Here is a 26460-nt window from a genome sequence, read left to right as displayed (position 1 = left end):
AGGGGAGCCATGCCCGAAAAAACGCTTTTTCGCCTCCCCTTTACTGCCGACCCCCCCTCCGACTTTTCCTTTTTTTTTGGGGGGGGGGGGGGCCCCCCCCCCCCCCCCCCCCCCCCCCCCCTGTCCCCCGCCGTACCGGATGTCTCCGCGTCGTCGGACCGTCGGGCCGGGCCGCACAAGGCCGCCCGCCCGGATCAGTCGCAGGTGTTGGAGGTGTAGCTCGTGGTGTGCCACGCGCCGTTGTGGTAGATCCGGTACTTTCCGTCCGTCCGGTAGACGTCGAAGTAGTACTTCGCCCCCTGGTAACGGACGTGCAGGTTCCCGCCCGAGGCCGTGCTGCCCCCCAGGTAGCGCAGCTTGCTGTCGGCGTAGCCGAAGGTGTTCGGGCCGACCTTGCCGTCCGCCTCGCTGAACGAGTCGGCGAGTCCCCAGCTCACCTGCAGCCGCTTGGTGGCGTGCTGCGTGTTGGAGCCGAAGTGGCCGTCGATGTCCGACTTGTCGAAGTCGGTGCCGTTCGACTCGTTGGCGCCCTCCGCCAGGAGGATGATCTGCCACAGGCAGGTGGCGTTCGAGCTGCTGTGCGAGGACGTGGACAGGAGGCCCTCGTCGCCGAAGTCGTCGGTGTACGTACCGGCGCCGCTGACGTATCCGCTGGAGGCCGAGGCGGAGGCGGGCGAGGCGCCCACGGCCAGAGCGCCGGCGGCGAGCGCGGCGACGGCCGCGGCGCCCAGGCGGGTGCGTGTCATACGGAGGTTCATGGAGGTTCCTTCCCCGTTGGTCCGGTGGTACCGGTGTTTCGCCGGGACCATGCTGGGCGGAGCGGACGATCGGGGGTACCTGCAAAGTTTCAGGTGTGCGGGGCGGAACCACCCGTGTACCCGGGCGCGTCTCCCCACGACTCGCACCACACCGTCCTGCCCGCAGGCGTCAGCCACACTTCCCGGCGCCGCGCGAGCGGCACCGGACCGCCGCCGGTCTCGTCGTCCTCGTCCGGTCCGCGTGCGACGAGCCGGGCGTGCGGGTCGGAATCGGCGAGTTCCCCGCGGGTACGGCCGTCCGCCGTGCGGATCGGACGGAGGGTCACCGGCGTTCCCTCGCCGACGTGGCCGATCGCGTCGGTCAGCAACTCGCCGACGCCGAGCTGGACCTCGGGGCAGGGCGCGCCGAGGTGTTCGCGGACCGTCCGGCGAACCTCGGGTACTGCCTCGGGGAACGCGAGCAGTTCGAGCGTGAGCGGTTCGGGCACCGGCCGGCCGCCTCGCGCAGCACGGCGGTGGACCTGGGCTCTGTCGCTCGGCGCAAGAGCAGCCACAGCAACGACACCGGCGGTGACTGCCTCGAAGCCGCCGTCGGCCTCCCCGGCCTCGCCCCGTCCGCGACTCCGAGAACCCCGGGGCCCCGCCCTGCTCTTCGCGGCGGACGCCTGGAACCCCTTAAGCGCCTCCCTCGTGAACTAGCCCGCCCTGCCCAGGGCGCGCCAGGTGGCCGGGCCCGTTGCCACGGGGCGCCGCCACCGCCGGGGCGACCGGGGCGGGCGCGAGGTGCCCGCGGCCCGCTCCACGCGACGGAGCAGCGCCGCCGTGTCCGCGGTCCGGTCCTCGTGGGAGGGTGCCAGACAGCCCCGTACGATCTCCCGCCAGTCCTCGGGGAGTCCGGGGAAGAGCCGCAGTTCCTCCGCGCCACGGGCGTAGCGCATCGCCGCGTCGGCGCGTGCCTCCGTGGTGCCGCCCGGGAGCGGGAACGAACCCGCGAGGACGACGTGGGCCAGCACGCCGAAGGCCCAGACGTCGGCGGTGGGCCGGATCCGCGTGCCCCGCTCGTCGACCTCGGGCCAGAGGAGTTCGGGCGGGGTGTAGTCCGGGGTGGCGAACGCGGGGGCGTAGGCGTGGGCGCCCTCCAGTTCGGCGGCCGTGTTGAAGTCGGCGAGCCGCACCGAACCGTCCGCCATCAGCAGGACGTTGGCCGGTTTCAGGTCCCCGTGCACCCAGCCCGCGTGGTGGAGCTGGTGCAGGCCCTCGCAGATCTGGGCCAGCAGGACGGCTCCGGCCTTTGGGGCCGGGCTCCGCTCCAGTACGGCGTCCAGGGACTCCTCGGCCCGCTCCAGGACCAGGACCGTGGCGCCGTCCAGCTCCGGCCGGCCGGGGTCGTCGACCGTCAGGGTGTCGTACATCCGGATCAGCCGCGGGGAGCGGAGCCGGCGCAGCAACCGCACCTCGCGTTCGGCCAGATCGCGCAGGTGGTGCGGTTGACGGGGCGTGCGGGTGCCGGTCGGGAGGAACTTCAGCGCCGCCCTGCGCGGCAGTCCGCCCCCGTCCGCGGTGTGCCGGACCGCGTGGTGGACCGTGGCGAACGCGCCGGACCCGAGCGGTTCGCGTACCTCCCACGCGCCGAGGCGGTAGCCCTTGGGCACCGGGACCGCGTACGGCCGCCCGGTCACCGCGTCGCCCCGCTCGGGACCGGGGCGAGCACCACGAGGTCGTCCTCGCGGACGAGGTCGAAGCGGAGCGCCAGGGAGGCCAGCGACTCCTTCTTGCCGTGCACGCGACGTCCGGGCTCGGCCTCGTCGGGGCCGGGCCGCAGGCGCAGTTTGACGGCCAGGTAGTCGATGTTCCAGTAGACGGCGGAGCGGGTGACCTTGGGCCAGCCGGGCCGCAGCCGCTCCACGATCTCCTCGACCGCGGGCAGCGGGGCACTCGGTTCGCCCCGCAGGCGGCGCTCGCACAGGACGGCCAGCACCGCGAAGTACCGTTTGGTGCGGTCCAGGGCGAACGCCGGCACGGTGGCGGATCCCGCGAGCCCGCGGCGCTCCACGCTGCGGAAGGTGTGCCGCGGTGCCCAGACGTCGAAGGAGAGCAGGTCGCCCGCGGCGGGCAGGGTCACCCGGGAGAACTCGAACGGCACGGGCGCGTCCACGCGGCCCGGCGTGACCTTGATGTGCTCACCGGCGCCCTCCGGATTCTCCACCACGTAGGTCTGGTCCTCGCTGAAATTGCTCAGGAGCCAGAACGTGCGGTGCGCGGTGATCTCCCCGGCGACCCGGGACACCCCCTCGTGCGCGAGAGCGAGGCCGCCCGCCGGCCGGGACCGGCCGAACTCGATGCGTTCACCCGTGCCCAGTCTTATCTGTTCGTCCCCGATGCCGCTCGACGGCGGCACGACAATGACGCTGTACATGGAGTCGTTCCCCCTTCCCCGATTTCTCGGGGTCGACTTTCCCCAGTCCATTGGAGGGAAGGGTAAGCGATGCCAGGGGAGTTCGGCGGCCGGACTTTCCCGGCCGTGCTCTCGCATACGCCCTGTGAGCTGGGCTTTTGCGACGAGCGTCAAGTGTGTTGATTGGTCGGTGGCGGACTGCGACCATGAACTGGCAGGGGGTTCTTTCTTCGCTGTGCAGACGACTCTTTCCGTTCTCTCCGGGAAATGGGGAGGACCGTCGGGAGAAGGCTGCGGAATTCAGGAGAGCCATACCCTTCATGCAGGAAACGCGGGCAGGGACGACGTGCCCGCGTCCCGCCCGCATGCCCGTTCATCCCTCGTTTATCGGATCTTGATCCCGGCTTCCTACGATCGTCCGGCCGACCCGCGCCGGGCGACCACTGGTGCGCCGTAGAGCAGGATCCGGACTCGACTGGGGGAACGACATGCTCCGCATTCACTTCACCGACGTGGATCTGGCCAGGACCCGGATCGCCTCCGCTCCCGACCCGCTCTTCGAGATCGCCGCGAGTCTGCACCGGTTCCAGTCCCGGAAGGGGCGGTGGGCCTACGCCGGGTGGTACCGCAGCGCACGGGAACGGATGCGGGAGAAGGGGCTGGAGCGGACCCTGCGGAGTGTCCTGCTGCCCCTGTACCCGAGGGCCGCGTACTTCCCGGACTTCCTCACCCCGGTCGACGCCGTGAACGGTCTGGACGCGGGACTGGAGTCGATACTGGCCACGCCCCCGGAACGGGTCATGACGGAGATGGGCATCCTCGACCGGACCGTCGGAGCACCCGCGTGGAGCGGGCGACTGGCCGAGCACAGAGCGCGCAAGGAGTTGGTGGGGGCGCTGCGCGCGTACCACGAGACCGTCATCGTCCCCCACCGGGAGCAGGTGCAGGCGCGTATCGAGGCCGAGCGGGCCGCACGCTGCCGGGGGCTGCTCGACGGCGGGGTGGAGGGCATGCTCGCCGGACTCGGGCCCCTGCTGCGCTGGCGTCCGCCCGTCCTGGAGGTCACCTACCCCCGGCAGACGGCGGACCGGGACCTGCACCTGAACGGCCGCGGGCTCACACTGGTCCCCTCGTACTTCAACTGGGGCGAGCCGGTCGCCTACGCCGACCCGGGGCTGCCGCCCGTGCTCTGGTACTCGCTGCTGCACGAGCCCGGGCCCCGCTCCCCGAGCGCCGACGACCCCGGGCGGTCCCTGACGAACCTGCTCGGGCGGGCCCGCGCGGTCGCCCTGCACGCCGCGTCCGGCGGCGCCACGACCGGTGAGATCGCCCGCGCCGCCGGGGTCTCTGCCTCCGCCGCCAGCAGACACGCCACCGCGCTGCGCGACGCGGGACTCGTCACCACGGTCCGCAACGGCCCGACCGTGCTGCACACCCTCACCCCCACGGGCGCCTCCGTGCTGCGCGCCGCCCTGCGGAAGGCGGACGAGGACTCCGTGGGCACGCCGGCCTGAACCGGTGGCCCCGCACGCACCGGGGCCGTGTCCCCCTCGTGCGGGTGGGACACGGCCCCGGTGCGCGGCGGTCGGAACCGGCTCAGTACTGCGGGCGGTTGAACCAGAAGCCGCCGTTCTTGTTGGCGCAGAACACGATGATCAGGATGCCGAGCACCAGGCTGATCAGCGCGAAGACGTTGGCGCCGAGCAGGCTGATGACGCTGAACAGCGTGACCAGCGAGGCGTAGATGATCGCGGAGACGCGCACACCGCCGCGGCCCTTGGAGAACTTGGCGGCCGTGAAGATCGCCCAGAACGCGAACAGCAGCACGATGACACCGAGCGCGATCATGATGCCGGCGCCGATGCTGGCGGCGGTGTCCACGTCCTCGGCGGAGACGTTCGGTTCGGAGGAGAGGAGGTCCTCGAAGTAGTCCGCGAACCAGGCGCTGGCGGCCACGATCAGCACGCCGCCGAGGGCCTGGAAGCCGCCGAGCACGTACAGCATCACCCGCGCGGCCTTGACGCTGCCGGGCATGATCACCGGCGGGGCGGGCTGGCCGTAGGGCTGCATGGGCGGGGCCGAGGGGTAGCCGTAGGCGGGCTGGCCGGGCTGCTGCTGAGGGTGGCCGTAGCCGGGCGGCTGACCCTGCGGGGCACCATAGGGGTTGTTCGGGTCGCCGAAACTCATGGCGGTTCTTCCTCCGTTGCGCTTCAGGTGCGGGGACGACGCGAGACTCGGCGCGGAGGAAGTTCTACAGATGCGGTCCGTCCCCCCGGTTCTGCCCGCGGCACTGTGTCCTCATCGTTCTTGACCGTTCCTTTCCTTGTCCAGGCGTAGACCGTATGTGTTGTGCAAGTGCAACATCACGATCTTGGCCGGAAACGGGTGATACGTGGTGAGAGGGCGCCGTGGCCGCCCGGAATGCGGGCGGATTGGAACCGGGGCCCGGTCATCCGCGAGGATGGGGGGCATGACCGCCCAGATTCTCGATGGCAAGGCCACCGCAGCCGAGATCAAGTCCGATCTGACCGCCCGCGTGGCGGCGCTGAAGGAGAAGGGCGTCACGCCCGGCCTCGGCACGATCCTCGTCGGGGAGGACCCCGGCAGCCAGAAGTACGTCGCCGGGAAGCACCGCGACTGCGCCCAGGTGGGCATCGCCTCCATCCAGCGCGAACTGCCGGGCACGGCCACGCAGGAGGAGATCGAGGCGGTCGTCCGCGAGCTGAACGAGGACCCCGCCTGCACCGGTTACATCGTCCAGCTTCCGCTGCCCAAGGGCATCGACGAGAACCGCATCCTCGAACTGATGGACCCGGGCAAGGACGCCGACGGCCTCCACCCGATGAACCTCGGCCGTCTCGTCCTCAACGAGCCGGCCCCCCTGCCCTGCACCCCCAACGGCATCATCACCCTGCTGCGCCGCCACGGCGTGGAGATCAAGGGCGCGGAGGTCGTGGTCGTCGGGCGCGGTGTGACCATCGGCCGCCCGATGCCCCTGCTGCTGACCCGGCGCAGCGAGAACGCCACGGTGACCCAGTGCCACACCGGCACGCGTGATCTTTCGGCCCACCTCCGGCGCGCGGACATCATCGTGGCCGCCGCGGGCAGCGCCCATCTGATCCGTCCCGAGGACGTCAAGCCGGGTGCGGCCGTCCTCGACGTCGGTGTCTCCCGCAGTGCCGAGGGCAAGATCGTGGGCGACGTCCACCCGGGCGTGGCCGAGGTGGCCGGCTGGGTCGCCCCGAACCCCGGCGGCGTCGGCCCGATGACCCGGGCCCAGCTCCTGGTCAACGTGGTCGAGGCGGCGGAGCGCAGTGTCGGCTGAGCGGAAGACCCCGGACGTCTCCGAGGAACGGGCCGAGGAGCGGGTCGAGGAACGGGTCGAGGGGCAGGCCGAGGAGCGGGACGAGGACATCACGGTCCGTGATCCCGTCAGCGCGCCCGACGCCTCGGGCAGGCCGCGCCGCACCACCCGGCGGTTCCCCCTGTTCACCAGGGACACCGCACGGCCCGAGGGCGGGGGCAGGGCCGCCCCCGGCGACGCGCCCGCGCCCGCCCGTCAGTGGCCGATCCTCTCCGTGCTGCTCACGGTCGGAGCGGGGCTGCTGCTGACCGCGCTGGACCAGTTCCGGCTGGGCACGCTGCTGGTCGGCGTGGCGCTGGTGGCCGGGGCCGTGCTGCGGTGGCTGGTGCGGGACGTGGGGATGCTCGCGGTGCGTTCCCGTTTCACGGACATCGTGACGTACGGGGGGATGGGGCTGGCGATCGTGATGCTGGCGCTGATGGTGCAGCCGAAGCCGCTGCTGGAGATCCCGTTCCTGAAGGACACGCTGCACTTCACGGTCGACAGTTAGTCCGATGGTCCGAGTCTTGTGAGCGGCGGCCCGTCCGCACCCCCGTGAGAGGACGGGCCGTCGCCGGGAACCACGTTCCTGCACCGGGAAGGGCCTGTTCAACGGCTGTCCGGGGGCTGTGGCACGGAAGTGACGGTTTCGGTACGGCACCCGGAATCCCCGTACAGACTTGCGATGTGGCTGGGTCAGCGGTGCCGGTGCCGGTGCCGGTGCCGGTGCTGGGCGGGGGTGGGTCGCGCTGCCCGGCGCTTTCGGGGTGCCGTCGCGCCCACCCGTGCCGCCCTGCGGCACGACTGCCCGCGGCTGACGAGGCGAGTGGCTGCCCGCGGCTGACGCGGCGTGCGACTGCCTGCGGCTGACGTGGTGTGCGGCTGTCCGCGGCTGACGTGGCATGTAGCTGTCCGCGGCTGATGCGGCAAGTGGCTGTCCGCGGATCGCGGAGTGTGTCGATGTATTGACAAGTTTGTCGTTGTGCGTCGAAGTGGGGGGATGGCGGGCTAGCGTGAACGAACGGGGCGGGCCGGATGCCCCGTTCGGTCGAGGGGGCGGCCGATGGGACACTGGACCGCGAGTGGGTGGGCGCGCGACGGTGCCTGCCCGCGGCCCCGACGCTCCCGTGCGCCCCCGCCCCGGGAACTGAGACCCTGCCTGGCGGCATCCTCGTGGGTATCCACAACGGGGACTCGGCAAGGGGCACCATGCGCGAGGGAACAACCAGCACCAACCGGGGGGAAGAGGGGGGAAGCAATGCCTCGTTGGAAGGCCTTGCCGGATGAACTCGATCCGCAGATCAGGGAGTTCACGAGCCAGCTCAGGCGGGTCGTGGACCGCAGCGGCCTGAGCGTCGCGTCGGTCTCCGACCGCACGGGCTACAGCAAGACGTCCTGGGAGCGGTACCTGAACGGCCGGCTGCTCGCGCCCAAGGGCGCGATCGTGGCCCTGGCCGAGGTCACCGGGACCAACCCGATGCACCTCACCACCATGTGGGAGCTCGCCGAGCGCGCCTGGAGCCGTTCGGAGATGCGTCACGACATGACGATGGAGGCGATCAGGATCTCGCAGGCGCGTGCCGCGCTCAGCGAGTTCGCCGGTCCGTCCTCCGGTTCGGGCGGCGGATCCGCCCGCAAGGGTGGAGCCGCGGTCCGTCCGGGCGTCGCGGGACCGGCCGGGGTCGCGCCGAGCGTGCCGCCGCAGCCGACCGCCTCGGAGGTGCGCGACGCCACCGGCGCGCGGGACGGTTCGGCCGGGACGAACTCCTGGGGGGTCGCCGCACCGGCCGACTCGCCGCGGGCGGGCCACCGCGGCTCCGGGCCCGCGACGGGCGGGCGCACGCCGGGCGCCTCCGGGACGTACGGCGCACCACCCCCGGGCGCGCCCGGTCAGGGCGGACCGGGCCGTTCCGGCGGCAAGCGGCGGACGTCGACGTTCATAGCCGGAGCGGTGGGAGCGCTGGTGGTGGTCGCCGCCGCGTTCTACGTCACCAGCACCGAGGGCGACAAGAAGAAGGACGAGACCCAGAAGTCCCCCTCGCCCACCGCCACCGCCAGTGTCGACCTGCCCCCCGGCGTGAAGTGCAGCGGCGACAGTTGCGCGGGCAAGGACGCCGAGGCCATGGGGTGCAGCGGCGACCTGGTGACCACCTCGCAGACCGCGGCCGTCGGCGCCGCCACGGTGGAGGTCCGTTACAGCAAGACCTGCGCCGCGGCCTGGGGACGCATCACGCAGGGCACGCAGGGGGACAAGGTCGAGATCAGCGCGGGCACGTCGAAGCAGAGCGACAGCATCACCGCGGCCGGCGACACGGTCACGTACACCCCGATGGTGCCGGTGAAGGACGCGACGGACGCGAAGGCCTGTGCCGTACTGGCCGCCACCGGTGAGAAGGGCTGCACCGAGTAGTACCCGCCCGTACCCGCACACGGCTCGGCGCGCCACGTATATGGACCCGTATGGGTCCGTACGGGTCCATATATGTGGGGGAAATGTGGGGATGTGCATGGTGTGGCGAAAGGCGGGCACGCGGAAAGTACCCCCACGGGAGTCCGGCGCGATCGGTCCCCGACGGCGGCCGCCCCGCCCCCACCTCTCCCGGACGGAGCGGCCGCCCTTCTCGTGCCCGTTCGGCTACCCGCGTGCCCGGGCCGTCACTCTGTGGGGCGGGCCACAGGGAGCCCGGCCGTCCGCGCCCGTGGATGCGCGATAGCCTGACCGCTGGATCTCTCTTGACGCCAAGAGATCGATCATTCGAACCGATGATCGATCATCGTGGCGGACGCCGGTCACGAGCCGGAGCGGGATCCCGCACCCCGGGGCAGGGACCGCCCCACCGCCAGCTGTCATACGGAGAACGCCATGACCCGCACTCCCGTGAACGTCACCGTCACCGGCGCGGCCGGCCAGATCGGTTACGCCCTGCTCTTCCGCATCGCCTCCGGCCAGCTGCTCGGCGCGGACGTGCCGGTCAAGCTGCGCCTGCTGGAGATCACCCCGGCGCTCAAGGCCGCCGAGGGCACGGCCATGGAGCTGGACGACTGCGCGTTCCCGCTCCTCCAGGGCATTGACATCACGGACGACCCGAACGTGGCCTTCGACGGCGCCAACGTCGGCCTCCTCGTGGGCGCCCGCCCGCGCACCAAGGGCATGGAGCGCGGTGACCTCCTCGAGGCCAACGGCGGCATCTTCAAGCCGCAGGGCCAGGCCATCAACGCCCACGCCGCGGACGACATCAAGGTCCTGGTCGTCGGCAACCCGGCCAACACCAACGCCCTGATCGCCCAGGCCGCCGCCCCGGACGTGCCCGCCGAGCGGTTCACCGCCATGACCCGCCTGGACCACAACCGCGCGCTGACCCAGCTCTCGAAGAAGACCGGCGTCCCGGTCTCCGAGATCAGGAAGCTGACGATCTGGGGCAACCACTCCGCCACCCAGTACCCCGACATCTTCCACGCCACGGTCGCCGGCAAGAACGCCGCCGAGACCGTGAACGACGAGAAGTGGCTGGCCGAGGACTTCATCCCGACCGTCGCCAAGCGCGGTGCCGCGATCATCGAGGCCCGTGGCGCCTCGTCGGCCGCCTCCGCCGCCAACGCCGCCATCGACCACGTGTACACCTGGGTCAACGGCACCGCCGACGGCGACTGGGCCTCCATGGGCATCCCGTCGGACGGCTCCTACGGCGTCCCGGAGGGCCTGATCTCCTCCTTCCCGGTCACCGTGAAGGACGGCAAGTACGAGATCGTCCAGGGCCTGGAGATCAACGAGTTCTCCCGCGCCCGCATCGACGCCTCCGTCAAGGAGCTCGAGGAGGAGCGCGAGGCGGTCCGCGGCCTCGGCCTCATCTGATCCCGCCTCGGCGGCGCACGAACGCCCGCAGGCCCCGTCCCGGTTTCCGGAGGGACGGGGCCTGCGGGCGTTCGTGCGCTCATCGGCCTCGGAAAGCCGACGGCATCACACGGAGGGCAGTCCCGCCGCGAAGGTCCCGAGCCCATTCCGTCCCATGGCATCCGCCCGGTTCACCAGTCCCTCACCTCACGACCGCCACGTCATCACCACCGTCGGACCCAAACCCGAGTTTTCGCCAACTCCGCATCGGCTGGCCGAGTCCCGGTGTCGCTGCCGCTCCTTGTGCGAGCACGGGGTCTGACCTCATGGTCGTGCCTTCGGACGCGGGCGTGGCGGGTGCGGCCCGCGACGCCCGCCGTGGGGCGGGGCGCGGCGGGGGACGCGCGGCGACGGGGCGACCAACCTGGCATTCTTCAATTACCGGTCAGTACACCTGGTATGGCGCAATCCGCTCGGCGTGAACTTTCGCCCTGGCACCATCGACACCCATCGAAAATCCAGGTGTCCGGACTGCGGCGGGGGACCGGCCATGGGGCTGCTCGGAAATGAGCTGGCGTTCGCACAGACGCTGACTCCCCAGGAGTACGAGGGCGTCATGGCTCTCGGCAGCCGGAAGCGCTACCCGGCCGATGCTCATCTGCTCACGGAGGGCGACCGGTCCAGTCATGTCGTGATCACCATTCGGGGGTGGGTGACCGTGTCCGTGGTGACGGACCGTGGGGCCACCCGGCTCATACTCGGCCTGCGCGGCCCGGGTGAACTGCTCGGTGAGATGGCCGCGTTGGACCGCCATCCCCGCAGCGCCACCGTGCGCGCGCTGGGGCCCGTGGAGGCCCAGGTCATATCCGGGGACGCGTTCCGCCGCTTTCTCGCCCTGCACCCCCGGGTGAGCGGTCTGGTGATACGTCAGCTCACCTTCCGGCTCCGCAGTGCCGACCAGGAGCGGTCCGCGCTCGCCTCGCTCACCGTGCTCCAGCGCCTGGCCGGCCGGCTCGTCGAACTGTCGGGGGCCGAGCCCTCCGGCCCCTACACCCCGTCCGGCCCTGCGGCCTCGGGCCCCGTCGTCCAGCTGGCCCAGGACGAGCTGGCCGCCACGATCGGGGCCACCCGGGAAGCCGTCGCCAAGGCCCTGCGGCTGCTGCGCATCCAGAACGTCGTGCGCACCGGCAACCGGATGGTGGAGATCATCGACCCCGGGCTGCTCGCCCTCCTCGCGGACGGTCATCAGGAGTAGCCCCAGGAGCGAACCCACGCCTCGCCGTGTGTAAACGGCTACAGACACCTCTCGGCCTCGGCCCGACCCTGAGGGGGCGGACCCATCCGTGGACCACTGCCACGGGCCGGCTCTTCGGCGCCACGAACCACCTTTTCGGCAAGCGAACAGAACACGCAGGGGGCACGGGTGAACCATGACGCATCGGAACTCGCCGAAGCGCACTACGAGTTGGTGATCAGCGTCGACGCCAGACGTTCCGGCGAGTACGACGACGTCGACAAGACGCGTATGCGCGCCCGGATCTACCGGGTGCTGGAGACGGCGTTCACCCACGCCAGGATCACGCGAGACGCCGTACACCTGGAGGACCGCGGCGATGGCGTGCTGGTGTCGGTCGCGGGGCGGATCGCGGTGAGCCGGCTGCTCGGCCTGTGGCTGGTGGAGGTACACGAGAAGCTGCGGGACGAGAACCGTGATCTGGCCGTCCCCCTCGGGCTGCGCATCGGCATGCACGTCGGCCCGGTCCGGCACGACGACCGGGGCATCAGCGGCCGGGCCGTCGACCTCGCCTGCCGACTGGCCGACTCGTCCGTCGCCCGGCAGCTCCTCGACGCCGAGAAGGCGGATCTCGTGCTGGTGACCTCGCAGTCCCTGTACGAGGACGTGGTCGGCGCCGGCGGCAAGTTCATCGATCCCGCGCACTATGCCCCGGCCCGCCTCGAACTCAAGGAGGGCGAGGTCACCGCCTGGTTCCATCTGCCCGGGCGGCCCGCGCCGGAGATCCCCGGGGCGGCGCCGGCGCCGACGGGCGGTCCCCTGCCCGTCGACGACGACGAGCAGGACGACGGCGACGAGGACGAGTTGGGGGCCGTGGACATGTCCGGTCACCGGCCCGCTCACGCCGGTGTCCGGCAAGACGTCAGGCGCGATGCCTTCCACAACGAGCACAACGTCTACCACGGGAACGTGCGGATGGGCGGGTCCACCAACCGCGCCGCCGAGCAGGGGAGGGGCTGAGCCGCGTGAGTGACGACGAACCGGCGGGCGGCACGGCCGACGACGCCCCGGACGAGCCGGACGGAGGAAGGCCGTCCGGCGACGCCAAGAAGGACGGCGACGGCAAGAAGGGCGACAAGAAGTCCGGGGGTGACAAGAAGCGGGACCGCGACGACCGGAAGCGGGACCGCGACGACCGTTCCCGGGACGACGAGGACGGCTCCGACGACGAGGAGTCCGCCGAGGACGAGGAAGCCGAGAAGGAGAAGGAACGCGAGCGCGCCGCCGAGAGGTTCAAGGAGCGCACCCGCGACCCCTTCGCCGACGAGCAGGGCGAGGACGGGCCCACGGATCTCGCCGCCGCCGCACGGACCCGCAGGGCCACCCGGCTGCTGTTCGACGTCCGCCGGGATCTGATCAGCTTCGCCCACTCGCGGCTCCAGAACGCTCACATCGGCGACAACATCAACCTCCTGCTGGGTGCCCGTCGCCCCGGCGCGGGCATGCGCAGCGGTCCCGTTCCCGAGGAGGAACTGCGCAGGCTGCGCCGGGCGCATGTGCCCCCGGAGGGGTACGTGCGGCTGCGCAACGCGCTGCGCGCCCGGCGGCTGCTGGTGCTCGGCGCGGCGCCCGGTACGGGACGGACGAGCACGGCGCTCTCGCTGCTCGACGAGGTCACCACCTCCGCGCCGAACGGCACCGACGCGCAGCCCGTCGCGCGCATCCGCCGGTTCGACCCGGGCGGCGGCATCCGGCAGTTGGCCGAGACGCTCGACGGTGAGGGTGACGAGGCGCGGCACAGCGCCGGCCATCTGCTGGAGCTGTCCCTGACCCGGCCCGACGCACTGCCCCCGGACGAGATGGACCTCGACGAGCTCGCCGCGGCCCTGTCCCGCCGCGAGGCCTTCGCGGTGATCGTCGTCACCGTCGGGTCGGCGGCGAACCCGCTGCTCACCGGGCGCTACGGCATGCTCTGCCCGCCCGCGCCCACCGACGAACTGCTCGCCACCCGGCTGCGCGAGCGCCTGGAGGAACGCACCGCCGAGGCACGGGAGGACGACACGTCCCTGGACGACCTGCTGGCCCGCGCGGAGGACGTCGCGGGCGGGGACGAGGTCACGGACGCGGTCGGGCTGAAGGACCTGCGCCCCGCCGAGGCCGAGTTGCTCGCCTCGCTGCTCGCCGGGCACGTACTGGGGGACGTCTCCTACGACGATCTGCTGTCCGGCTGCCGCAGCATCGCCGCCGACCAGGCCCACGAGTGGTTCGTCGGGGTGGACCGGGCCCTGACCGCGCTCCCGGCCGAGCCGGACCGGGCCGAGCGCGGCCCGGCACGGTCGGGGACGGCGACCCTGTTCCACCCGGTGGCCTTCCGGATCGCGCTCGCCGTCCTCGGCGGCGCCTCGCACAGCGCCGTGGCCGCCGCCGCCCACCTGCTGACCTGGGAACTGTCGGTGCAGTCCGACCCGGACAGCACCCCGGCCCGTCCGCTGTTCTGCGATGACCCGGAAGCCGACGTGGCGCTCTCGCGCGCCGAACTGACCGACGGCAAGGTCGAGGTGGACGGCCATGACGTGCCCGCGCGGCTGATCTTCTACCGGGGTTCCGCGCTGCCGTCCGCCGTGCTGACCGAGCTGTGGGACCGGCACTTCCCGGTGCGGGCGCCGGTGGTGCGCTGGCTGCGGCTGCTGGCGGACGATCCGCGCTCCCAGGTGTGGATGCGCGCCGCGGTCGCCGCCGGAGAGCTGTGCGTACGGGACTTCGACCACGGCTACACCGAACTGGTCCGCCCGCTCGCCGAGGCGACCACGAACCGCCGGATGATCTTCGCGGCCACCACGCTGGACCAGGCCGCCGGCCACGGCTCGCACCGCAAGGCCGTGCACAAGCTGATCGGAGACTGGAGCAGGAAGGGCACCGCCTCGCAGCGCTGGACCGCCGCGTGGGCGCTGGGCTACGGCAACGCCGCGGCCACCATGGACGACACCCTCGACGCCCTGGCCCGGATCGGGGTCCGCGACGACGGGGAACTGGTCTCGGTCGCCTCCCACAACGTCGTCCGGCTGCTGGTGCTGCCGGACGCGGCACAGGTGCTGGAACGGATGGGCGAGTGGACCCACCACAAGCGCGAGCCGTACCAGGACCTGGGGCTCGCGGCCACCGTACGGCTCTCCCTGACGACGGTGGACGAACTGCTGATGGACCCCGACGCGCTGCTCGACGGGAGCGACTCCCCGTGGGGGGACCGCGGGGACTGGCCGGTCGCGCTCGCCCTCGCCGCCATCCGGCCCGAACTCGGCGCACCGATGGCCGACTTGATGTGGACCGTACTGAACACGGCCCGGTCGAAGGACGTCGCGATGGACGCGTTGGAGGAGCTGCTGCGCTCGGCCGAGCGCAAGAGCGGCGCCGAGTGGACCCGGCCGGGCCTCGCGGTGCTGCTGCCCCGGCTGGTCACCGAGGAACACGACCGGCGGCGGCTGGACTGGCTGCTGCGCCGAATGATGAACGACCCGGAGAAGCCGCTCCCCGAGTCGAAGGCGCGCGACCTGTGGTGGCTCGCCGTCGAGCCGGAGGGCAGGCCGCGCCAGGCAGGGCCGCGTCGGGTGAGGACGCGTGAGGAGGAGAGGTATGGCTGACAACGAGGACGGGACGCCCGACGCGGACGAGTCGGCGAACCCCGAGTCGAGGGCGCCGGCGGGGCCGTTCGTGCGGGACTTCGACCTGCTGACGGGCGGCTATCCGAGGGTGAGTCCGCGCTCGGCGCTGGTGCAGTTCTACCGGAACGGCGGCTACACGGTGAAGCGGGCCTCCGGTGTCCAGCACGTCGACAAGCCGGTGCTGGCCCGCGCGCACAGCATCTGCGAGATCGCGCTCGGCACCTATGTGACACCGCTTCAGATGGAGCTGCCGGCGGCCGGCGGTACCACCTTCTTCAAGGCCGAGGTGGACATCGAGTGGTCGGTGACCGACCCCCATCTGGCCGCCCTCGAGGTCGTCACCGACGTCGCGGGCCGGCTCACCTCCCCGGTCCTCGAACGGCTGCGTGAGGTCACCACCACCTACCGGGTGGCCGAGGCCGAGCAGGCGAACCGCGCCATCACGCGCGAGTGCGCCGGCGGGCGCTGGGCCGACCTGGGCTCCGAACTCGGGTTGAGGGTACGGCTGTACGTGCGGCTGCGGGTGGACGACCGGACCATCGAACACGCCGACGAGGAGCGGGACGCGCACGCCCGGGCCAAGCTGGTCCGGCTGCGGCAGGAGTCGTACCGGCGCATGCTGATGGGCGGGGAGCTGGAGCAGCTCAGCTTCATGCTGGCGGCCGATCCGGAGGGCGCGAAGGACTTCCTGGAGAAGATCCGCCAGGAGGGCAGGCAGGACGAGAAGGACCGGGTCGCCCGGCTCTTCGCCATGGCCTCCAGTGGCGAACTCGCCACCGTGGACGTGGAGACACAGGTCCTGAACCTCCTCAACCAGGGCGACGGGCGGCCCATGGTGGGTCCCATCGGAACCGTGCCCGCGCGCCGGCCCCGGGAGCTGGAGGCGTCCGCCGACCGCCCGTTCAACCCGGAGTGGGCGTCGGACGAACCGCCGAGGCGGCCGTCCCGGCGGGCGGCACCTTCTCCGGACGGGTCCGGCAGGCGGGGGGCCGACCGGTACGGAACCGACAGGCGCGGGACGGGCCGTGGCGGCCCCGACCGCGGCGAGCCGTACCCGGGCGACGACTCCGCGTACGACGAACCGGGCGCCCGTGCCCGCCGCCGTGACCACCGCCCGGACCCCTACCCGGCGGACGACCTCGATCATGACGATCGGTACGCCCCCGGTCGGCTCCCCGCTCACCGCCCCGAGCCGTACGACGCGCGTGACGACGCCGACTTCGACGAGCCCCGCGCGGGGACCCGCCGACGGACCTACCGCCCCGAGCCCTACCGTCCCGAGCCCTACCACCCTGATGCCGACGTCGACCACGACGACCGTCGTGCCGGAGTGCGGAGGCCGCCGCGGCGGCCGGAGCTCGGCTTCGGGGGACCGGTCCCCGGCGACGAGGACGAGGACGAGGCGCGCTCCGGCGACCGGCCCCGGACCTACCGGCCGGAGCCGTACCACCCCGACGACGAGCGGCCGCGGCGACGCAGACGAGGCGAGGACGACGGCTGGTCCTGGGCGGAGGAGGACCGGTGAGCGCCGATGGCGCGGCACGGACCTCCCCCGACCCGGTCGCGCCGGTGCCGGACGGGGGTCGGCACCACGACGACCGGGCGGGGGAGCGCATCGTCGCCGAGCGGCTGCTGGCGACGGTGCGGGAGGACCTCGGCCGCGCCGACTCCAAGGCGGCCGTGCTGCTCTCGGGGACGCTGGCGCTGCCCGCGTTCCTGGCCGGGTGGCGCGGCGCCCCCGCCTGGGACGGGCCCGCCGACGTGATGCTGGTCCTGGCCGGGGTGCTCTGGGCCGTCGCGGTGGCCGCGCTGGTCGCGGCGCTGATGCCGCGCACCGGCACGATCCGCAGCGGGGACGGGGTGACGTACTTCGGTGATCTGGTGGCGTCCCAGGACCTCGCGGCGCTGTCCGCCCGGGTCGGCGAGGCCGGGCGGGACCCGGCCAAGTGGCTCCTCGTCCAGGCCGTGGACGTCAGCTCGATCCTGTCCGCCAAGTACCGCGCCATCCGCTGGGGGGTGGGCTCGCTCGCCCCGTCGGCGGCGCTGGCCGTGCTCTGGGGGCTGACCTCCGGCTGATCCCGCGGGGCGCACGCGGCACCCGTGTACCACCGTTCACGCGCCGACGCACCGCCGCACACGGCACAGACGCGCACCGGCCACGGTCCGGACGCGTCACCACCTACACGTACACGCCACAAGCGAACCAAGAACCGCAAGCACGAACCTCACGCACGTATGACGAAGACCAAGGGGACGGCCGTGGGAAGAGTCACGGGAAGACGGCAGACAGGAAGACCCCGGGTGCGCCGCGCCGCGGCCTCGGTGCTGGGCGGCGCCGTGGTGTTCGTGTCCCTGCTGGCACCGGGCGGTCAGGACCCGGTGCCGGCGGCGGACTCCGAACCAGCGTTCCCGGCGGTCAACTACGCGGTGGCCGTGGACGAGTCGGCCAGCCTCGCACCCGAGGACATGAAGGCCGAGAAGGCCGCCGCCAAGCGGATCGCGCTCGGCGATGTGTCCTCGTCCTCGCAGGTCACCGTCTTCGGCTTCGCCGCCGCCGAGAAGGCGGGACAGCGGGTGGTGGACCCGGTGTGCCCGCGCACCACGCTGGACGCGGCGGGCCGCGAGGAGATCGGCAAGTGCGTCGACGAGCTGCGCAGCCGTAAGAAGGACGAGGGCACCGGCACCGACCTGCCGACCGCCATCCGGCAGGGCGTGGACGACCTCACCGACGGCTCCGACGCGTCGGTGCCCCGGGTGCTGTTCCTGCTGACCGACGGGAAGATGGACGTCGAGGACAGCTTCAAGTACGGCGATCCCGCACACCGGGCGGCCGAGGGCGAACGGCAGCTGGAGGAGGCGCTCGAGGAAGCCGCCGCGCAGAAGGTCCAGATCTGGCCGCTGGGCTTCGGACCCGACCCGGACAAGAAGCAGCTCGACCAGATCGCCTCCGGCGGCTACCAGAAGGGCTGCGTCGAACTGCCCTCCGCGACTCCCAGGGCCCACAAGGTCGACGGGGCGAAGGCCGTCGGCACCACCCTGGAGAAGATCTTCGCCGCGGCGCACTGCCTGCGCCACGAGGAGGGCCCCAGCAAGCGGCCGCCGGCCACCCTGGAGATCGGCATCTCCCCGCTGGCCACCGTCGGCAGCATCGTCGTCGACAAGGGCGACCCCGAGGTGAGGATCAGCTACATCGACCCGGCGGGCGACGAGATCCCGACCACCTCCACGACGTACAAGGACTCCCGCTTCGAACTCGCGGGCGGCGACGGCACCGTCGAGGCGCTGAAGATCGTCGACCCGCTGCCCGGCACCTGGAAGGTGAAGGCCGAGGCCCCGGAGGGCCACCGCTCGCTGCCCGTCGCCGTCAGCGTGCTGTGGCAGGGCGAGTTGCGCGGCGCCATCACCATGGACCCGCCCTCGCCGCAGGCCGGCGAGAAGGTCACGGTGACCATGCGGTTGCAGACGCGTGAGGGCTACGAGATCAAGGACCCGCGCGACTACGAGGGGCTGCGCGTGCGCAGCGAGCTGACCGGCGACGGCTTCTCCCCGCTGGCGCTCGACCTCGCCGACAACGGCAAGGGAGCCGACCCCGAGGCGAGCGACGGCTCCTTCACCGGCACCGTGACCGTCCCCCAGGACGCCGACGGGAAGCTGACGGTGAGCGCCACGCTCACCGCCTCGGGACTGAGGGCCGACACGCGCAGCGAGACCGGCAAGGTCGCGCCCGGCGAACTGCCCGTCAAGGCACCGCTGGAACTGCCCGACGGCGACACCCACCCCGGCGGCACGGTCACCGGCACCCTCGACGTCAGCAACACCACCGACACCCCGCACACCCTGCGGCTGTCCGTCGCCGACGTGAAGGACGGGCTGCTCTCCGTCGAGCCGAACGAGATCACCCTCGACCCCGGTGAGCGGGGCACCCGTGAGGTCACCGTCAAGGTCTCCCCCGAGAGCGCCTTCGGCGACCGGCTCGGCGACGGTCTCGACCTCTCCGGCACCTTCACCGTCGTCGACACCACCGACGACGACCGGACGCTGGAACGCGCCCCGGTCTCGGTGCGGGTCACCCCGGAGCCGGGGATCTGGGCCACGTACTGGTGGGCCTTCGTCTCCGGCGCCGTCGCGCTCGCGCTGGCCACCGCGGCCGTCGTCGCCTGGCTACGGCTGCGCAGGCGCCGCCGCGACCCGTTCGGGCTGATGCTGCAACTGGTCGCCGAGGACGGCACCGTCCTGGGCGAGCACAGGGCCGGCCACGGCAACAGCAAGCAGTGGTACGAGTTCGCCATCGCCGAGGCCCATCGCAGCCCGCGCATAGAGAGGCGCGCACACGGCCCGTACGCCGTGAGGCGCAGCCATCAGGGCGGAGCGGTGGTACGCAAGGGCGGCAGCCGCGTCCCGCTGCCCGTCCGCGGCCGGGTCCAGCTGACCGACATGCTGAGCCTCTCCCTCGGCGGGAGCCCGGCACCCGGCCCGCAGCCGTCGCAGAGCGCCTACGCCGGTGGCACCGGACCGCAGAACCCCGGCCAGGGCGGCGCCTACGACGAATTCCTGTGACGCGCGGGGCGGGCCGGACACCTCACCACCCGGCCCGCCCCCCGCACCGCACAGCACCGCATCGCCGCGCGGCCGGCCCGCCGCGCGGCGCCACGGACGTACCCAGCACATTCCTGCGGCCGCGCCCCGGCCGTACAGCGGGGAGGAAACCATGAAGATCTTCCAGCCGATGCTCTTCGTCGGCCTGGGCGGCACCGGCGGCCTGGTCGGTGCCGAGCTGGAACGCAGACTGCGCGCCGAACTGTGCGGCCCCGACGGCATGGCGCTCCACCGGCAGAGCGGCCACGCCCCGTTCCAACTGCCCGACTGCCTGCAGTTCGTGTACGCCGACTACAGCGAGAGCGACCTCCAGCGGCTGCCGCAGTTCAACGTGGACCCGTCCCTGCGGGCCGCGTACGCCCGCACGTCCCGGGCCACCCACAATCTGCTGCCGAACTTCGACGCCTCCCCGGAAGTGACCAAGATGCTCCGGGCGGTGCTGCGCGACGAGGTCGCCGACTGGCTGCCGCCGCGCATCGACGAGCCGAAGGTCACCCCGCTGCACGCCGGCGCCGGTCAACTGCCCACCGTCGGGCGGGCCGCCCTGTTCGCCACGCTGCGGCACGGCCTCGGCCCGGTCCTCGAACCGCTGCTCCAGGCGATCGACGCGATCGCGAAGTCGGCCGGTGAGCTGAGCGAGCTGGGCGGCGGCAAGGTCAACGGCTGTGACGTGTTCGTCGCCTTCTCGGTGGCCGGCGGCACCGGCGCCGGGATCTTCCTCGACTACCTGCACCTCATCAACCACGCCTTCCAGCTGCGCCGCTTCGACGGCGTGAAGATCTACCCGCTGGTCGTCATGCCGTCGTCGTTCTCCGCCGCGACCGGCGGCGGACGCGAGGCCGAACTCAACGCGGCCCGCTCCCTGGTCGACCTGTTCCGGCTGGTGGACACGCAGAACGCGCCGTCGGAGGGCCATGAGATCGGCGATCTCGACCAGGAGCTCGGGCTCGGCATCCGCTACCCCGGCACCCTCCCGATCCGGCTGCGCACCGGCATCCTGCCCACCGCGTTCCTGTTCAGCCCCACCGCCGGCATCCGCGCCGACGACCTGCGCCGCTCCATCGTCTCCCTGGTGATGTCGCTGATCGGCACCGAACTGGGTGACGGCCGCGCCCGGGGCCGCACGATGGCCGCCGACGACGACTTCACGACCTTCGCGGCCAGCTTCATCAACCGGGGCGTGCAACGCAGCGCCGTGTCCCCGACCGGCATCGGCCGGCAGGGCGTGTCCACCAGCCTGGTCGCCTCCATGACCGCGCCCATGGACCAGCTGGCCGACCTGGTGGCCGGGCGGCTGCTGCGGCTGGCGGTCACCGACCTCGTGGAGCTGCCCCGCGCGGGGCAGCGGGACGAGGCGGTGCCGATGATCCGGCAGCTGTTCGCCGACTCCCATCTCGAAGAGCTGTGGGAACGCAGGCAGTTGCCGGTGCCCGAGCCCGATCCGCTGCCGCGCGGCGGCCGCAGCATCGAGCAGGCGCTCGGCGAACGCGTCGCGGACATGCAGCGGCTGCTGTCCGACCTGCGGTCCGAGGCGGAGCGCGCGGCCGTCGTGATGGCCGACCGGTTCGCGCCGCGCCCCGCCATCGACAAGCTGCTCCAGACCGTGGACCCCTTCCTCGCCGAACGCGTCGTCAGGGGTGTCCCGGACAGCGAGGAAACCATCGTCCGGCTCGGCTTCCTCGGCATGCTGGACCAACGCGCCCGCACCCCGCAGCGCCCGCCCGGGGTGACCGAGCAGCCGCCCAAGATTCCCCGGATCAAGGGCCAGTTGGGCGGCCTGGCGCCGGCCCGCTGGGGCGACGACGACGTACAGGCCGCCATCGAGGAGCAGAACCTCTGGTACCAGTGGTGCTGCCGGCTGGTCTGGCACGAGGCCTGGCGTGAACAGCAGACGCACTGGCAGTCCCAGGCCGACGCGGCCGGCGCCGACCTCGGCCGGCTGGTGAACGCCTTCCGCCGGCACAGCGACCAGGAGCGCAAGACCGCCCAGCAGAAGGGCCTCGAACTGTACGAGGACCGCACCGGCATCTCGTACCTGCTGCCGCCGCAGCGCACCCTCAACCACTTCTACGAGGACGTCGTCACCCGGCTGATCCGCCGCGAGGGACTGCGCGAGACCGACGACGAGGCGGCGCTGCTGCTCAAGCTGGTCGACGGCGACACCTGGCGGCAGGTCCACGGGCTCAGCCGGCGCGACCCGGAGGGCTCGGTGGCCCGCGTCAAGGGGCAGCTGGAGGCCCGCATCACCCGCCTCTTCGCGGAGAGCGGGGCGCATCTGGAGGAGCGGCCGCTGCTGCCGTCCATGGGCACGCTGCTGGCCGCCGCGGCGGGTGACACGGACGCCAAGGACCAGGTCAGCAAGGACGCGCTCGACCTGTTCGGGCGCAAGCTCACCGGGCTGCTGCCGGTCGGGTTCACCCCGGAGGGCACCGGGCTGCTGCGGGTCCTGGTGACCCATCCGCGGGTGCAGGCCGTGGAGGAGGTGCAGGAGTTCCTCGGCAAGACGCTGCGACTGCCCTCGGACGCGAAGAACTCCGTGGAGTACCGGGGCGTGGAGAGCGACTCGATCACCGTCGTCCTCTTCCGCAGCGAGATGAGCCTCACCCAGGTGCCCGAAGCCCGCAAGGTGCTGCGCCAGTGGGCCCGCGCGAAGGACTCCGAGCAGGCCCAGGACGTGCTGCGGTGGCGGCAGCGGCTCGGCTGGAGGGACAGCTGGATGGTCAGCGGCGAGGAGGACCGGCGCGTCATCCTGCACCGTCTGCTGTGCTGCATGTGGAACGGCCAGGTGGACGTCGTCGACGGCGACCCCGCCTCGCCGGACCGGATCCGGCTGCGGCTGCACCCCGAGAAGGGCACGCACGTCCCCGGCGTACGGCTGCGGCTCGGGGACTTCCCCGGCGGGGTGTCCAGCTGGGCCGAGCTGCTGCGGTCGTACGAGCGCTGGACGGTCCTGGACGACGAGCGGATCGTCGAGGACTACTGCCGTGAGCTGATGGGCGCCCAGCCGCTGGGCCTGGCGCGGGCCGGCAGCGAGCCGCATCCGCTCTTCGTCGACCTGGTCGAGAAGGTCGCCCCGCGCCAGCTGGAACTGCTGGCGGAACGCCGGGAGCGGGACGGCGAACGGGTCGAGGGCTGGATGCGCCCGCTGTGGGAGTTCTGGGCGGAGACCCTGCCCGCCGCCCTGGACACCGAGTTCGGCGACCAGCGCGCCGTCCAGCCGACCCTGCGCACGCTGCTGGAACACGTCCGCGGCGGCATCCCGGCCGCCCCCCGCACCACCCGCGGCGACCACTCACCACCCCGCCGCCCGGCCCCCGACGAGGACGACTGGGGCACGACCCCGGTCCCGCCGAGCGGGCGGGGGCGCGGCGACGACCACGACAGGCCGTACGGCGACGAGCGCGGCGAAGGGGAACGGGAGGGGCGCGACGGCTGGGGCGCCCGGCGTGACGGGGCGAGCGGGTCCCGCTCGGGTGGCCGGCGCGACGACTACGACGACCGCGGCGGGGACGGCCGCCGTGGCGACGGTGACGGTTACGGCGGGCCGGGAGGCGGTCGTCGGCGCGACGACCGTGACGACTACGGCGGGCCGGGAGGCGAAGGCCGGCCGTACGGCTCCGACCGGTCCTACGACGACGATCACGACGGCTACGGCAGGCCGGGCGGTGACCGTCGGCGTGACGACCACGTCGATCCCGACGCGGAGGGTCACAACGGGCGGCGGCGGGCGCCGTGGGACGACGACGAGCCCGGGGACGCCGGCCGACGGGGTGGTCTCCGGGACGACGACGCGGACGGGAGCGGTGACTACGGACGGAGCACCCCCTGGGACGGTGACGCGCAGTGAGCATGTCCCAGGTTGCCTTCCGTACCGTCATCCATCTCGATCTGCGTACCGGGGCGGCGGCGTTGCACAGTCCGTCGGCCCTGCGGGCCAGGGTCGCCCAGGAGCTGGGGCGGGCGGGGCTGCCGGAGCCGGACGACCCGCTGTTCCTGGTGGTCGACACCCCGGCCGGGCTCAACGACCACCAGACGCAGTACGAACTCCTCACCGGCTACCGGGCGGTGGGCGAGGGCAGACTGCTCGTGCTGCTGGTGGGCAGCGCACCCGGCGCGTTCGCCGGTGAGGAGGGCGGCTTCCAGCCCGACCGCCGGCTGCTGCGCCCCTCGGTGCTGCGGGCTTCGGGCTGCGGACTGCTGTGGGCCGGTGATCTGCGCTCCGCCCGCACCGCGCTGGAGCAGCCCGAGCCCGACGACCCGGACGCGCTGGCGGTCCTGGTGGACGTGCTGTCGGTCCCGGACGTCTACCTCAGCGTGCTGGACAGCGTTCAGAAGCTCCCGGACGCCATCGCCGCGCCCGGCGTACGGCTGCTGGAGCAGGACCTGCCGCCGGAGGTGCGCGACCGGGCCTGGCGCGACGCGCTCACCCGGTTCGCCGGAACCGACGACGACCTCGCGCCGGACGTGCTGCTGACCGCCTCCTCCGGCGCCGACCTGCCGGAGCCGCTGCGCGGGCTGGTGGCCGGCCGGGGCGGCCGGGGCCTGGGGCACCGGGAACCCGGCGGCGTCGCGGACGAGGCCTACCGCGCCTGCGCGGACGTCCTCGACCACGCCGACGACGCGCTGGCCGGGCTGCGCACCCTGCCCGGTCTGCTGCGGGCCTCCCGCCGGGAGACGTTCGAGGCGGAGGCCGACCGGGCACGCACGGCGCTCGACGACTACCGGGAGCTCGTCGCCACGGCCCTGCGCGGCGGCGGCACGGCACCGTCCGCCGCCGAGTCGGCGGCCCGACTCGCGGCGCTCGGGCTGCGGGTGCCGTCGGCCGAGGGCATGGGCGAGCGGATCGGCGAGGGGCTGCGGGAGTTCGCCCTGAAACTGCTCGGCCAGGGGCTCGCCCTGCGCTCTGTGGCGCAGCGCTTCACCGGACTGGCCGGCCGGGTGGAGCCGCTGCCGGGCTCGGCACTGCTGCGCAAGCTCGCTCCCCATTCCGCCGAGGCCGTGGCCCGGCGGACGGAGGGCGCGGCGGGCACCGCGGTACCCGGACCGCCGGTGGCCGGACCGCTGGCGGCGGCCGGGGCGGGCCTGCTCGGCGCGCTGTGGTCGGGGCCGTTCCTCGCCCTCGCGGTCCTCGTGCCGCTGCTGTTCGTCGGCATGGCGGTCCTCGGGTCGGCCCGGTTGCGGGGCGCGGGACGCCCGGGCCGCTGGGCCGTGGCGCCGAGGGTCGCGGCGTTCTGCGGTGCCGCGGCCGGAGCCGGAGCGGGGTACGCGACCGACCCGCCGGTCTGGATGGGCACGATCGGCCTGCTGGTCGGCCTCGGGATCGCGGTGGAGACCGTGCGCCGGCTCTGGCGGGCGGCGGCCGGGGCCTGGGCGCCGGGCCACACGACCGCCGTGGTGCGCCAGGCACTCGAGGATCTGGACGCCCTCCTGGCGGAGGCGGTCCGCGAGCACTGGGCCGTGGAGGAACGCCTGTACTGCGCCGACGCCGCCCGCTCGGTCGCCGGGATGCTGCGGGCGACGGCGGCGGCGGCGGAGGCGGAGGCGATGCCCGAGTCGGCGCGGCCCGCGGCCCCCGGTGCGTCCGGCGGTGACCCGTACGCCGAGGACGACTGGCTCTCCAGCGACCCGGACCTGGAACCCGACGACGACTACGCCGGGTCCGGCGACGAGGAGAGCGACTGGGCGAGCGTGTACGCCTGGGAGGACGAGCCCGTCGAGGGGGAGGGGCGGGAACCCGCTCGGGAGAGGAGCGCCGACGGGCCGAGGGAGCACCGCGCCGGCGGAGCCGTGCCGCGCTGGCTGGAACGGGAGAACGGCGAGGGCGGGCCGGAGCTGGTCGCCACCCTGTCCGCCGATCTGACGGACGCCGCCCTGGAGGCCATGAAGCACTACTGGGGCGCCATCGAGCGTGGCCAGGCCGGCGCGCGTGCCGTCCGCCGTACCGAGGAGCGGGTCCGCGAGCTGCTGTCCACGGCCCGCCATCACCTCCAGCACAACGGGGTCCTGGCCCCGCCGCCGTTCGCCGCCCCGCGCCGCGTGCGCGCCACCTCGGCGAACCTGCTCGGCACCGACCCGTCCGGACTGGCCGAACTGGTCGGCGCCGACGCCGACCGGCAGGCCGTGGTGCAGCTGTCCACGCCCGAGCAGGGCACGCTGCTCAGCCGCGACCCGGCGGAGGCGGCCTGGCTCAGGTTCGCACCGGGGGCCGTACGCGACGAGGTCGAGAAGTCCTGGCGGGCGAGCGGCTCGACACACCCGGAGGAGGTCCTGTGGACGTCCTCGGGCCGCTACGCCGGCCTGGTACGGCTCACCCCCCTGCGGATCGGCGTGGTCCGGACCGTCCGGCCCCGGCACGGCTCCGAGTCCGGGTTCGACGGGACGGACACGGCCGGCGGGAGGGCGGAGTCGTACGGGACGACGGATCCGTACGGGACGACGGATCCGTACGGGCAGTCGGACTCGTACGACCGGACGGACCCGTACGGCCAGGGCGGGGCGACGAACCCCTACGACCGCACGGCCTCCTACGACCGCACGGCCTCCGACGACCGCACGAACCCCTACGACCGAGGAGACGGCGGTCGCTGGTGATCGGCACTCCGTCTCCCGGCCCGCCGCACATGTACGAACGAAAGGACCGCCG

At 72.9% G+C, this 26460-nt stretch carries 17 protein-coding genes and 1 pseudogene; 13 read left to right on the top strand and 5 right to left on the bottom strand.

Annotated elements, in window-relative coordinates; genetic code table 11:
• Window positions 1-194 precede the first annotated feature (194 nt).
• The 4 genes and pseudogenes from ACZ62B_RS06905 to ACZ62B_RS06890 all read right to left on the bottom strand — a co-directional run bounded on the left by ACZ62B_RS06905 (window position 195) and on the right by ACZ62B_RS06890 (window position 3174).
• Window positions 195-746: a peptidoglycan-binding domain-containing protein gene (locus ACZ62B_RS06905; protein WP_468726320.1), complete on the bottom strand. Its 552-nt coding sequence runs from the start codon at window positions 744-746 to the stop codon at window positions 195-197.
• 101 nt (window positions 747-847) lie between these two features.
• Window positions 848-1246, bottom strand: a complete 399-nt coding sequence (locus tag ACZ62B_RS06900) for an ATP-binding protein (protein WP_469689381.1) — start codon at window positions 1244-1246, stop codon at window positions 848-850.
• A gap of 219 nt (window positions 1247-1465) precedes the next feature.
• A pseudogene (locus ACZ62B_RS06895) lies at window positions 1466-2437 on the bottom strand (protein kinase domain-containing protein); the annotation flags it as partial.
• The gene (locus ACZ62B_RS06890) at window positions 2434-3174 is read right to left on the bottom strand and encodes an FHA domain-containing protein (protein WP_468726329.1); all 741 of its coding nucleotides are present in this window, start codon (window positions 3172-3174) and stop codon (window positions 2434-2436) included. The gene ACZ62B_RS06890 and the pseudogene ACZ62B_RS06895, both read right to left, overlap by 4 nt.
• A 467-nt stretch (window positions 3175-3641) precedes the next feature.
• Here ACZ62B_RS06890 and ACZ62B_RS06885 point away from each other — a divergent pair, with 467 nt between their 5' ends.
• Complete coding sequence (locus ACZ62B_RS06885; RefSeq protein WP_468726333.1) at window positions 3642-4667, top strand: MarR family transcriptional regulator; 1026 nt, start codon at window positions 3642-3644, stop codon at window positions 4665-4667.
• Window positions 4668-4749: 82 nt separating this feature from the next.
• Here ACZ62B_RS06885 and ACZ62B_RS06880 read toward each other — a convergent pair whose 3' ends face one another.
• Entirely contained in the window at window positions 4750-5340 is a 591-nt protein-coding gene (locus ACZ62B_RS06880) for a hypothetical protein (RefSeq protein WP_344557735.1), read from the bottom strand.
• A 283-nt stretch (window positions 5341-5623) separates the two neighbouring features.
• On the opposite strand from ACZ62B_RS06880, the gene ACZ62B_RS06875 reads away from it, so the two are divergent.
• From ACZ62B_RS06875 to ACZ62B_RS06820, 12 genes are all read left to right on the top strand, one after another.
• Window positions 5624-6478 carry a bifunctional methylenetetrahydrofolate dehydrogenase/methenyltetrahydrofolate cyclohydrolase gene (locus ACZ62B_RS06875; protein ID WP_344557733.1) on the top strand — a complete coding sequence of 285 codons (855 nt, stop codon included), beginning with the start codon at window positions 5624-5626 and terminating at the stop codon, window positions 6476-6478.
• A complete protein-coding gene (locus ACZ62B_RS06870) occupies window positions 6468-7007 on the top strand; it encodes a DUF3017 domain-containing protein (protein ID WP_468726338.1) in 540 nt (179 codons plus the stop codon). The genes ACZ62B_RS06875 and ACZ62B_RS06870 overlap by 11 nt, the downstream gene beginning before the upstream one ends.
• A gap of 747 nt (window positions 7008-7754) precedes the next feature.
• Window positions 7755-8906, top strand: a complete 1152-nt coding sequence (locus tag ACZ62B_RS06865) for a helix-turn-helix domain-containing protein (RefSeq protein ID WP_469689380.1) — start codon at window positions 7755-7757, stop codon at window positions 8904-8906.
• 453 nt (window positions 8907-9359) lie between these two features.
• Window positions 9360-10349 carry a malate dehydrogenase gene (locus ACZ62B_RS06860; RefSeq protein WP_344557729.1) on the top strand — a complete coding sequence of 330 codons (990 nt, stop codon included), beginning with the start codon at window positions 9360-9362 and terminating at the stop codon, window positions 10347-10349.
• A 529-nt stretch (window positions 10350-10878) separates the two neighbouring features.
• The gene (locus ACZ62B_RS06855) at window positions 10879-11583 is read left to right on the top strand and encodes a Crp/Fnr family transcriptional regulator (protein WP_469689379.1); all 705 of its coding nucleotides are present in this window, start codon (window positions 10879-10881) and stop codon (window positions 11581-11583) included.
• A gap of 168 nt (window positions 11584-11751) precedes the next feature.
• Window positions 11752-12582 carry a nucleotidyl cyclase domain-containing protein gene (locus ACZ62B_RS06850; RefSeq protein WP_468726344.1) on the top strand — a complete coding sequence of 277 codons (831 nt, stop codon included), beginning with the start codon at window positions 11752-11754 and terminating at the stop codon, window positions 12580-12582.
• 5 nt (window positions 12583-12587) lie between these two features.
• Window positions 12588-15200: a hypothetical protein gene (locus ACZ62B_RS06845; RefSeq protein ID WP_344557723.1), complete on the top strand. Its 2613-nt coding sequence runs from the start codon at window positions 12588-12590 to the stop codon at window positions 15198-15200.
• A complete protein-coding gene (locus ACZ62B_RS06840) occupies window positions 15193-16746 on the top strand; it encodes a hypothetical protein (protein ID WP_469689378.1) in 1554 nt (517 codons plus the stop codon). Before ACZ62B_RS06845 ends, ACZ62B_RS06840 begins: the two co-directional genes overlap by 8 nt.
• The gene (locus ACZ62B_RS06835) at window positions 16743-17297 is read left to right on the top strand and encodes a Pycsar system effector family protein (protein WP_344557719.1); all 555 of its coding nucleotides are present in this window, start codon (window positions 16743-16745) and stop codon (window positions 17295-17297) included. Before ACZ62B_RS06840 ends, ACZ62B_RS06835 begins: the two co-directional genes overlap by 4 nt.
• 225 nt (window positions 17298-17522) lie before the next feature.
• A complete protein-coding gene (locus ACZ62B_RS06830; protein WP_469689377.1) occupies window positions 17523-19778 on the top strand; it encodes a VWA domain-containing protein in 2256 nt (751 codons plus the stop codon).
• Window positions 19779-19929: 151 nt separating this feature from the next.
• Window positions 19930-23664 carry a tubulin-like doman-containing protein gene (locus ACZ62B_RS06825; RefSeq protein WP_469689376.1) on the top strand — a complete coding sequence of 1245 codons (3735 nt, stop codon included), beginning with the start codon at window positions 19930-19932 and terminating at the stop codon, window positions 23662-23664.
• A 2-nt stretch (window positions 23665-23666) separates the two neighbouring features.
• The gene (locus ACZ62B_RS06820; protein ID WP_469689375.1) at window positions 23667-26408 is read left to right on the top strand and encodes a hypothetical protein; all 2742 of its coding nucleotides are present in this window, start codon (window positions 23667-23669) and stop codon (window positions 26406-26408) included.
• Window positions 26409-26460 lie beyond the last annotated feature (52 nt).

This window comes from Streptomyces sp. NPDC053426 (assembly GCF_055585405.1).
This window is presented reverse-complemented; position numbering and strand designations above follow the sequence as displayed.